The organism is Streptomyces sp. MB09-02B (assembly GCF_033794485.1).
GTDB lineage: Bacteria > Actinomycetota > Actinomycetes > Streptomycetales > Streptomycetaceae > Streptomyces.
Window position 1 is genome coordinate 1 of the sequence record NZ_JARGEE010000344.1, and the last position, 9,971, is coordinate 9,971.

6 protein-coding genes are annotated in these 9,971 nt (G+C 70.3%); 1 reads left to right on the forward strand and 5 read right to left on the reverse strand.

Features of this window, described 5'->3' with window-relative positions; genetic code table 11:
* Positions 1–270 precede the first annotated feature (270 nt).
* Genes P1P70_RS33655 through P1P70_RS33665 form a run of 3 tightly spaced genes read right to left on the reverse strand, consistent with a single transcriptional unit; the run spans position 271 to position 3,982 of the window.
* Positions 271–1,236: a carbohydrate ABC transporter permease gene (locus P1P70_RS33655; RefSeq protein ID WP_319244578.1), complete on the reverse strand. Its 966-nt coding sequence runs from the start codon at positions 1,234–1,236 to the stop codon at positions 271–273.
* The gene (locus P1P70_RS33660; RefSeq protein WP_319244580.1) at positions 1,233–2,273 is read right to left on the reverse strand and encodes an ABC transporter permease; all 1,041 of its coding nucleotides are present in this window, start codon (positions 2,271–2,273) and stop codon (positions 1,233–1,235) included. The genes P1P70_RS33655 and P1P70_RS33660 overlap by 4 nt, the downstream gene beginning before the upstream one ends.
* A 26-nt stretch (positions 2,274–2,299) precedes the next feature.
* The gene (locus P1P70_RS33665; RefSeq protein ID WP_319244582.1) at positions 2,300–3,982 is read right to left on the reverse strand and encodes an extracellular solute-binding protein; all 1,683 of its coding nucleotides are present in this window, start codon (positions 3,980–3,982) and stop codon (positions 2,300–2,302) included.
* Positions 3,983–4,366: 384 nt separating this feature from the next.
* Between P1P70_RS33665 and P1P70_RS33670 the strand changes: the two genes are divergently transcribed.
* A complete protein-coding gene (locus P1P70_RS33670; RefSeq protein WP_319244584.1) occupies positions 4,367–7,219 on the forward strand; it encodes a glycoside hydrolase family 3 C-terminal domain-containing protein in 2,853 nt (950 codons plus the stop codon).
* A gap of 145 nt (positions 7,220–7,364) precedes the next feature.
* Here P1P70_RS33670 and P1P70_RS33675 read toward each other — a convergent pair whose 3' ends face one another.
* A complete protein-coding gene (locus tag P1P70_RS33675) occupies positions 7,365–8,852 on the reverse strand; it encodes an aldehyde dehydrogenase family protein (RefSeq protein ID WP_319244586.1) in 1,488 nt (495 codons plus the stop codon).
* A gap of 422 nt (positions 8,853–9,274) precedes the next feature.
* Positions 9,275–9,971 (reverse strand): helix-turn-helix domain-containing protein (locus tag P1P70_RS33680; RefSeq protein WP_319244588.1); only part of this gene is annotated, 697 nt, incomplete at its 5' end.

The following is a 9,971-nucleotide window of genomic DNA, read 5'->3' on the forward strand; positions in this document are numbered from 1 at the left end:
GGGATACCTCGTTCGTACGGGGAGGGGGCGGGTGAGCGCCTGGTGGCTCGGGCGTTCGGGTGCGACGGCGACTGCGGGTGGTATGTGCTTGCTCGCGCAGTTCCCCGCGCCCCTTCAGGCCTACGGCCCTTGAAGGGGCGCGGGCCCTTCCGGGCCGAAAAGCACGGGGCGGAGCCCCTGCTTTTCAGGGGCGCGGGAAACTGCGCGAGAAGCCCCACCGGGCCCGCAGCCGCCGACGAACCCGCGCCCCCGAGCCCATAGGCGCCCCGGTCAGCCCTTGACCGCGCCGGTCAGCATGCCCTTCTTGAAGTGCTTCTGGACGAAGGGGGAGAGCACGGCGACGGGCAGGAGGGCCATGACCATGACCGCCATCTGGATGGCCAGCGGCGAGAGTTGGCCGGTGTTGATCTGGGCGGAGAGGCCGACCGGCCGTTCCTGTTTCTGGACCAGCTGGATCATGACGTTCTGCAGCGGCATCATGTCCTGGTCGGTCAGGTAGATGGACGCGTTGAACCAGGCGCTCCAGTAACCGACCGCGTAGAAGAGGGCGATGACCGCGAGGACCGCCCTCGACAGCGGCATCACGATCTTCCACAGGATGCGCCAGTCACCGGCGCCGTCGATGCGCGCGCTGTCGATGAGTTCCGGCGAGATGCCCATGAAGAACGAGCGCAGGACCAGGATGTTGAAGACGCTCACCGCGCTGGGGAGGATCAGCGCGAGGTAGGTGTCGGTCAGACCCAGGGCCTGGACCAGGAGGTACGTCGGGATCAGGCCCGCGCCGAAGAACATCGTTGCGAGCAGGGTCATCAGGATCCAGCGGTGACCGAGTGAGCCGACCCGGGACAGGCCGTAGGCGCACAGCACCGAGACGGTCATGCTGAACAGCGTGCCGACGAGGGTGACGCCGACGCTGACCAGCGCGGCCTTCTGGACCTGGCCGCCGCTGAGGAGTTCCTGGTAGGCGATGAAGGTGACGCCTTTGGGGATGACGACCAGGCCGCCCGCCTCGTCGATGGTCTTCTTCGTCTGGAGGCTGGTGACGATGACGATCCACAGGGGGAAGAGGATCGCGAAGCAGGCGAAGCCCAGGGCGATGCCCTTGCCCGCGAGACCCGCCTTCGCGGGTTCCTCCTCCCAGACGGGGCGGGGCGGAGCGGCCCAGCGACTCGGCTTCTGCGCCGGGGGCTGCCGCCGGTCGGCCGCCTCCGCCGTCTTGTCGAGGAGTGCGCTCATTTCTTGTACACCCCCTGCTCACCCATGAGATGGGCGACCTTGTTGGCGGTCAGGACCAGCGCGAGGCCGACCACACCCTTGATGAGTCCCGCCGCGGCGGCGTAGCTGAAGTCCTGGTTGCGGATGCCGTTCCACCACACATAGGTGTCGAGGACGTCGGAGGCGTCGACACCCACCGCCTGCCGTTGGAGCAGCAGTTGTTCGAAGCCGACGGTCAGGGCGTCGCCGACGCGCAGCACCAGCAGCAGGGCGATCACCGGGCGCAGGGCGGGCAGGGTGATGTGCCACATACGCCGCCAGCGGCCCGCGCCGTCCATCGCGGCGGCCTCGTAGAGGTCGTGGGAGACGGAGGAGAGCGCGGCGAGGAAGACGATGATGCCCCACCCCGCGTCCTTCCAGATCATCTCGACCGTGACCAGGTACTTGAAGATCTCCGGGTTGGTCATCAGGTCGAAGCCGTCGTAGCCGTGCTGCCGGAGGGTCTGCGCGATGACGCCGGCCCCGCCGAAGATCTGCATGAACACGGTGACGACGAGAACCCAGGAGAAGAAGTGCGGCAAGTACATGATCGCCTGGGCGACCGCCCGGATCCGGGGCCTGACGATGCTGTTGATGAGCAGCGCGAGCAGGATCGGGATCGGGAAGAACAGCACGAGCTGGAGGAAGAACAGCACGAAGGTGTTCTGCACCGCGTGCCAGAAGGCCGAGTCCGCGAAGATCCTCTCGAACTGCTCGAGGCCGATCCAGGGGCTCTGGAAGATGGCGACGAAGCCGTTCTCACTGAGATAGGGGTCGTAGTCCTGGAAGGCGACCACATTGCCGAGGATCGGTATGTAGTTGAAGACCACGATCAGCAGGACGGCCGGCAGCGTCATGAGGATCAGCGTGCGGTCACGCCGGAGTCTGAGACGCAGACTCAGCTTGCCCGCTCGTCCGCCGGTCGCGGGCCGGGGCCCGGTGGCGTCCCCGGGAGCCGCCGGGGTCTCCTCGGGCGTGTCGGCCTCGGCCCTGGACCGGGGCACCGTGCTGTGGGACACGGCCTTCTCCTTGCCCTCGCCCCTGGTCAGTTCGCCGAGCCGTTGTCGTCGAGCAGCTTCTTGTACCAGTCGCGCAGGCCGTCGCCGCCCTTGCTCTTCCAGTCGGCCACTGCCTGCTGCATGTCGCTGATCTTCTTGCGGCCGCGCACGATGTCGTCCTCCAACTGCTCGAAGTTGTCGGCGAGGTTGGCCCAGCGGTTGGGCTCGGTGACGGTCAGGCCGAAGAAGGAGGTCTTCTTGGTGAAGGCGCCCATGCGCTGCTGCCACTCGACGATGCCCTTGGTGACCTCGGGGAAGTCGGGGTAGGCGACGTACGGGGCGGGGTTGCCGGTGTAGTCGTAGGCGCCGTTGACCTCGTTGACGCCCTGCGTGCTCTTGACCGGCAGGCCCTTCTTGATGTCGTAGTCCGTGCCCTCGACGCCGTAGGCGGTGAGCATGAACTCCTTGGTGCCGTAGGGAGCGGCGCAGTAGTTGCAGAGGGCGAGGAAGTCCTTGATCTGCTGCTTGGTGGCCTTCTTGCTGATGAAGGTGAAGATGTTGGCCGGCTGGACCGCCCACAGGGTGGGGTCGCCGCCGTCGGGGCCGAAGATGTCGAACGCGGCCATGTCGAAGCCGCTGTTCTGCGTGGCCTGCTCGGAGACCGAGCCCCACCAGCCGGAGATGTTGCCGTTGAAGACCAGGGACTCGCCGGAGGTGAAGCGGTTGCGGGCGTCGCCGCCCGCCTTGCCGGAGACCGCGTCCGGGTGGACCACCTTGGCCGCGTAGAGCTTGCGCGTCCACTCCAGCGCCTCGAGGAACTCCTCGGTCTCGACGCGGTTGACGAGCTTGCCGTCGACCAGGTTCCACCACAGCGCCTTGTCGCTGCCGGGGAAGACGCCGTAGATGTTGAACGCCGTCCACTTCATGTCGTCGCAGGCCCACACCTTCGACCTGGCGTCGGTGGCCTCCTTCGCCCAGGACAGGAACTCGTCGGGGCTGGTCGGGACGGTGTAGCCCTTCTTCTCGAAGACGTCCCTGCGGTACATGGGCGCGACGTCTGTGACGTACGGGGCGGGGAACGGGATCGCGCGCAGCTGGCCGCCGAAGATGCCTCGCTGCCAGGCCTCGCTGGGGACGGCCGCGAGGTTCGGGTAGTCCTTGACCTTGTCCCCGGACAGGTACGGGCCGAGATCGGCGAACTTGGCGTTGATGGCGCTCGGTATCTTGCCCATCAGATTCCAGCCGGGTACGACCACGACGTCCGGGATGTCGCTGGAGGCGAGGACCGCGCCGAGCTTCTGGTCGTAGGTGACGCCGTCCTGGTTCTGCCAGGTGACGTCGACGCCGACGGCCTCGTTCATCGCCGTGTAGTACGGGTTGTCGCCCTTGGGCGGGGTGCCCCAGAACGGCGCCATCACCTTGAGCCTGCCGCCGCTGCCGAGCTTCTTCGGGACCGAGGTCTTCAGGTCGGCGGTCGCGATCGCCTTGGTGAAGCCGGCGGGCGCGCCGTTCTTCGCCGGGATGTCGGGCGCCACCACGTTCGACGCGACGAACGCGGGGAGGATCTTCTTCGCGTCCTTGCCCGACGTGGCGCCCTCCTTGCGGCCCTCCTGCGAGCCGCCGCAGGCGGACAGCAGCGGTACGCCCCCCGCCACCACGGCGGTGGCGACGGCCGTGGAAGCGAGGAAGCTTCTCCGGCTGGGGGCGGAGGTGGCGGAGTTCGGCGTCATTGCGTCAACCCTTCATGGCGCACACCAGGACACCCGGCGGTGGCCGTCGGCTGCGGTGTCTGAGAGGAACTGGCTGTGCTGAAGCGGTGAACCCTCGAGCGGCGGAGGGAGGTGAGCACGCGAAGCGTTTCCCTCCACAGTCGAAGCGCTTCGATGTTGCTGCGAGGTTAAGTGAACGACCGGGGGTGCACAAGGGTCGATTCGCAGATTCCTCGGAGGTGCCGACGACTGGAACGACCCCCTCCGACCATCGGTATCTCGGCCTGTATGACGGTGAGGAAACAGATCTGTTGCGCCTTGGTCTCTTGACACCCACCCCACGGTCGAATGAGCATCGAAGCGCTTCGAAAGCGCCTCGCCGCTCCACCGCAAAGGGATCCCCACGTGACCGCACAGACGACGCCCACGCCGCCTTTCCGTGATCCGCAGCTGCCGCTCGCGAAGCGCATCGACGATCTGCTCCAGCGGCTCACCCTGGACGAGCGGATCGCTTTCCTGCACCAGTTCGCCCCCGCCGTCGACCGTCTGGGGGTGGCCGCCTTCCGCACCGGCCAGGAGGCCCTGCACGGGGTGGCCTGGATGGGCCCCGCGACGGTGTTCCCGCAGGCCGTGGGCCTCGGCGCGACCTGGAACGAGGACCTCGTCCGCCGCGTCGGCGAGGCCGTCTCCACCGAGGTCCGCGCGATGCGCGCCCGCGACGACCGCGTCGGCCTCAACGTCTGGTCCCCCACGGTCAACCTGCTGCGGCACCCGCTGTGGGGCCGCAACGAGGAGGGCTACTCCGAGGACGCGAAGCTGACCTCGGCGATCGCCACCGCCTATACCCGCGGCCTGCGCGGCGACCACCCGACGTACTGGCGCACGGCCCCCGTGCTCAAGCACTGGCTGGCGCACAACAACGAGACCGACCGCTCCACCACGTCCTCCTCCGTCCGCCCGCGCGTCCTGCACGAGTACGACCTGCGCGCCTTCCGCGAGACCGTCGAGGCGGGCGCCGTGGCCGGGGTGATGCCCGCGTACAACCTGGTCAACGGCCGCCCCAACCACGTCTCGCCCTACCTGGCCGAGCACCTGCGCCGCTGGACCGCCGAGGACCTGCTGGTCTGCTCGGACGCGGGCGCGCCGTCGAACCTCGTCGACTCCGAGCACTACTACGCCACCCACGAGGAGGCGACCGCCGCCTCGCTGCGCGCCGGCGTCGACAGCTTCACCGACCACGGCACGGAGAGTTCGACGATGACCGGCCGTATCCGGGGGGCCCTGGACAAGGGCCTGCTGACCGAGGAGGACATCGACAGGGCGGTCCGCCGCCAGCTCTCGGTCCGCTTCCGCCTCGGCGAGTTCGACGGCGACGCCGACCCGTACGCCGCCCTCACGGACTTCGACACCCCGGCCCACCGCGCCCTCGCGCAGGAGGCCGCGGAGCAGGCGGTCGTCCTGCTGAAGAACGAGGGCGGGCTGCTGCCGCTCGCGGCCGACGCCCGGATCGCCGTCGTCGGACTGCTCGCCGACGAGTGCAAACTCGACTGGTACAGCGGCACTCTCCTCCACCGCTCCACCCCGCTCGAAGGCCTGTACGACCGCTGCGGCGCCGAGCGGGTGACGTTCGCGGAGGGCGTGGACCGCGTACGTCTGAGGGCGCTGTCCACCGGCGCGTTCGTGTCGGTGCCCGAGGCCGCCGAGGCCGCCGACGAGGTGCGCGGCGCGGAGGGCGCCCTCGACCCGGCGCTCCTGGCCGGCCGCACCGACCTTCCGCCGCTCACCACGGACACGGTCGGCACCGAACTGGCCCTCGTCGACTGGGGCGGGGGTGTCCTCACCTTCCGCGCCCCCGACGGCCGTTATCTCTCGGTCGCCGAGGACGGGTACCTGCGCGCGTCGGCGGACCAGCCGGGCGGCTGGATCGTCCAGGAGACGTTCCGCCTGGAGCCCTCCGGATCCCACGGGAACGGTCACCTCCTCAAGCACACAGGGACAGGCCAGTACGTCTCTGTCGGCACCGACGGCGTGAAGGTTGCCGACGAGAACCCGGAAATCTTCGAGCTCATGGTGGTCCAGCCCGGCGAGGAGGCCGTCGCCAGGGTCGCCGCCGAGGCCGACGTGGTCCTCGTCGTCGCGGGCAACGACCCGTACATCAACGGCCGCGAGACCGAGGACCGCACCGGCCTCGCGCTCCCCGCCCACCAGGAGCGCCTGCTGCGCGCGGCCCGCGCCGCCAACCCGAACACCGCACTGGTCCTGGTCTCGGCCTATCCGTACGCGGTCGACCCCGCCGACCTGCCCGCCGTCCTGTGGACCGCGCACGGCGGCCAGGCCGCGGGCACCGCCCTGGCCCGCGTCCTCGCCGGCGACGTCTCCCCCGCCGGGCGCCTCCCGCAGACCTGGTACGCCGCCGACGCCGACCTTCCCGGCCTCCTCGACTACGACGTGATCGGCGCCCGTCAGACGTATCTCTACTTCGAGGGCACCCCGCTCTTCCCGTTCGGCCATGGGCTGTCGTACACGGAGTTCGCGTACGGAAACCTGGTCGCTCAGGTGGGCGACGACGCCCTGACGGTCTCCTTCACCGTCACCAACACGGGCGCGGCGGCCGCCGACGAGGTCGCCCAGCTGTACGTCCGCGCCGAGGACCCGTCGGTCCCGCGCCCCCGCCGCGAGCTGGTCGGGCACCGCCGGATCACGCTAGCCCCGGGCGCCTCGTCCGAGCTGACCTTCCGACTCCCGCTCTCCGTGCTGGAGTTCTGGGACGTGGCCCACGGCACCTGGCACCTGGAGCCCGGCGCGTACGAAGTCCTCGCCGGCGCGTCGAGCGAGGACATCCGTCTCCGTACGACCGTCACCGTCGACGGCGAGCCCGTGGGTCCGCGTCCGGTCGTCACGCACGGCCTGGACGCGGCGGACTTCGACGAACAGCGCGGCACGGAGATCGTCGACCGCACCAAGGAGTCGGGCGACGCCGTGACACCGACGGACGGCGGCTCCGGTGAACTGCTCTTCCGGAACTGCGACTTCGGCGCGGGGATCTCATCTGTCGAGGTGGAGGCGGCCGGGGAGGGCACCGTCGAGTTCTCCCTGATCGGCGGTCCGGTCCTGGCGACACTGACGCAGGAGCGCCCCACCGGCGACCTGTACACCTACAGCACCCTGCGCGCCGGCGTGACGGCCGTCGGCGTGCACGACGTCCACCTGAAGCTGCGCGGCCCACTGCGGCTGGCGCACGTCGGCTTCTCCGGTTGAGGGTCCGGAGGCAGCCGACACACACAGAAGGGGCCCGGCACCGGAAGGCATCGGTGCCGGGCCCCTTCATCCCGGGATCTGACCCCAGCCTACCTGAAAACGATTGTCAGAAGCTAGGGGTGGGGCGGGGGTTCTCAGTGGTGCGTCAGAGCTGGATCCCGGTCAGGACCATGACCCGCTCGTAGGTGTAGTCGTCCATCGCGAACTTCACGCCCTCACGCCCCTCTCCGGACTGCTTCACACCGCCGTAGGGCATCTGGTCGGCGCGGTAGGACGGCACGTCGCCGATGATCACGCCGCCGACCTCCAGCGCGCGGTGGGCGCGGAAGGCGGTCTGCAGGTCGTGGGTGAAGACGCCCGCCTGGAGGCCGTACTTGGAGTCGTTGACGGCGGCGAAGGCCTCGGCCTCCCCCTCCACCCTCCGTACGGTGAGGACGGGGCCGAAGACCTCCTCGCAGGAGAGGGTCACATCGGCGGGTACGTCGGCCAGGACCGTCGGCGCGTACGTGGCGCCGTCGCGCTTGCCGCCGGTGAGGAGGGCGGCCCCTGCGTCGACCGCCTCCCGCACCCACGCCTCGACGCGCTTGGCGGCGTTCTCGTCGACCAGCGGTCCGACGTCGGTGGCGCCGGCGGACGGGTCCCCGGTCACCTGGGCCTCGACCGCGGCGACGATGCGCGGCACCAGCCGCTCGTACACGGACGCGTCCGCGATCACCCGCTGCACGGAGATGCAGGACTGGCCGCCCTGGTAGTTGGAGAAGGTCGCGATGCGGGTCGCGGCCCAGTCGAGGTCGGCGTCGCTCGCGTAGTCGGCCAGCACGACCGCCGCGCCGTTGCCGCCCAGCTCCAGGGTGCAGTGCTTGCGCGGCACCGAGTCCATGATCGCGTAGCCGACCTTCTCGGAGCCGGTGAAGGAGATCACGGGCAGCCGCTCGTCCTGGACGAGGGCCGGCATGCGGTCGTTGGCGACGGGGAGGATGCTCCAGGAGCCGGCGGGCAGGACGGTCCCGGCTCCCGTGCCGGCCGCGCCCGCCGCGTGGGCCTCGGCCTCGGCGAGCAGTTCTCCGATGATCAGACCGGAGAGAGGGGTGGCCGGGGCGGGCTTCAGGATGATCGGGACACCGGCCGCGATCGCCGGGGCGATCTTGTGGGCACAGAGGTTGAGCGGGAAGTTGAAGGGCGCGATACCGAGGACGACACCCTTGGGGAAGCGGCGCGTGAGAGCCAGCCGCCCCTGACCGCCGAGGTCGGTGTCGAGCCGCTGCGCCTCGCCGCTGTTGAACCGCCGGGCCTCCTCCGCCGCGAACCGGAACACGGACACGGCCCGGCCGACCTCGCCCCGCGCCCACTTGATCGGCTTGCCGTTCTCGGCGGAGATCAGCTGCGCGATCTCCTCGGTCCGCTCGACCAGACGCCTGCTGACCCGGTCCAGGACCGCGGCCCGCACATGCGCCGGCGTCGCAGCGAAGGCGTCCCGCGCGGCGTACGCGGCGGCGACGGCCTCTTCGACCTGCTCGTCCGTCGGGACGCTCACGCTGCCGACGGACCGGCCGTCCCAGGGCGACGTCACATCGAACGTGGCCTCACCGGTGGCCTGACGGCCGGCGAGCCAGAAGGCGTGAGTGGCGGTCATAGTCGTTCCCGGCCCTTCGGTGGATGGCACATTTCAACGTCCGGCTCCACGGTAGGGCCGGAGAGCCGGGAGGTCGTTTGTCCGGCACGTATGAGTGCGGCTGAGGGTTGCGCCGGAATGGTGGGGTGAGGGCGCGTGGTCGGGTGCGGGTGGGTGGGGCTTCTCGCGCAGTTCCCCGCGCCCCTGAAAGACCAGGCCCCCGTAGCCCTGAAAGGCGACCGGCGAGGGCCCTGAAAGGCGACCGGCGAGGGCCCTGAAAGGCGACCGGCGAGGGCCCTGAAAAGCACGGGGCGCAGCCCCTGCTTTTCAGGGGCGCGGGGAACTGCGCGACCAGCCCCCACCGGACGGACGCCTGGGGGTCGACGGGGGCGCAGCCCCCTGAGGATGGGACGGGTAGGGGCGGCGGGGGCGAAAGAACCCCACTACTCCCCCGCCGCAGCCGTAGCCTTCAACGCCAGCCACAGCTCCATCCGCACGTCCGCATCGTCGAGCGAACGCCCGAGAATCTCCTCCACCCGGCGCATCCGATACCGCAACGTATGCCGATGAACCCCCAGATCCGCAGCGGCCGCATCCCACTGCCCATGCCGCGACAACCACGCCCGCAGCGAAGCGACCAGATCCCCCCGCCCCGTCGCGTCGTGCTCGCGCAGCGGACGGAGCAGGCTGTCGGCGAAGGCCCGCACGGCGTCGTCCCCGAGCAGCGGCAGCACGGACCCCGCCGCCAGCTCCTCGTGCTCGACCAGACAACGCCCCCGGCGCCGGGCCACGGACAGCGCCTGCTCGGCCTGCTTGTACGCCGCGGCGGCGGCTATCGGCCCTGCCGGCGCGGACAGCCCGACGACGAGCTCCTCGTCCTCGACCGAGCCACCGACCGAGGCGGAAGCGGACCCGCCGGCGGACACCAGGTCCCGCCCCGCCGCCCGGGCCGTCTCCAACGCCGCCGCGAACTCCCCGCACGCGGCCACCGCCGCACCCCCGTCCACGGCGAGCACGACGAGCCGCTCCCCGTCGGGCACCACCAGCACCGCCTCCCCGGCGCGGGCGGCGGCCGCCTCCACCACCTCGACGAGCTGTCCGAGCAGTTCCCCACCCGGGTCACCACCGGCGACCCCGCCC

Coding starts and splice junctions, on each gene's coding strand:
- P1P70_RS33665 (WP_319244582.1), bottom strand. CDS start 3,982: ATGACGCCGAACTCCGCCACCTCCGCCCCCAGCCGGAGAAGCTTCCTC.
- P1P70_RS33675 (WP_319244586.1), bottom strand. CDS start 8,852: ATGACCGCCACTCACGCCTTCTGGCTCGCCGGCCGTCAGGCCACCGGT.
- P1P70_RS33655 (WP_319244578.1), bottom strand. CDS start 1,236: ATGAGCGCACTCCTCGACAAGACGGCGGAGGCGGCCGACCGGCGGCAG.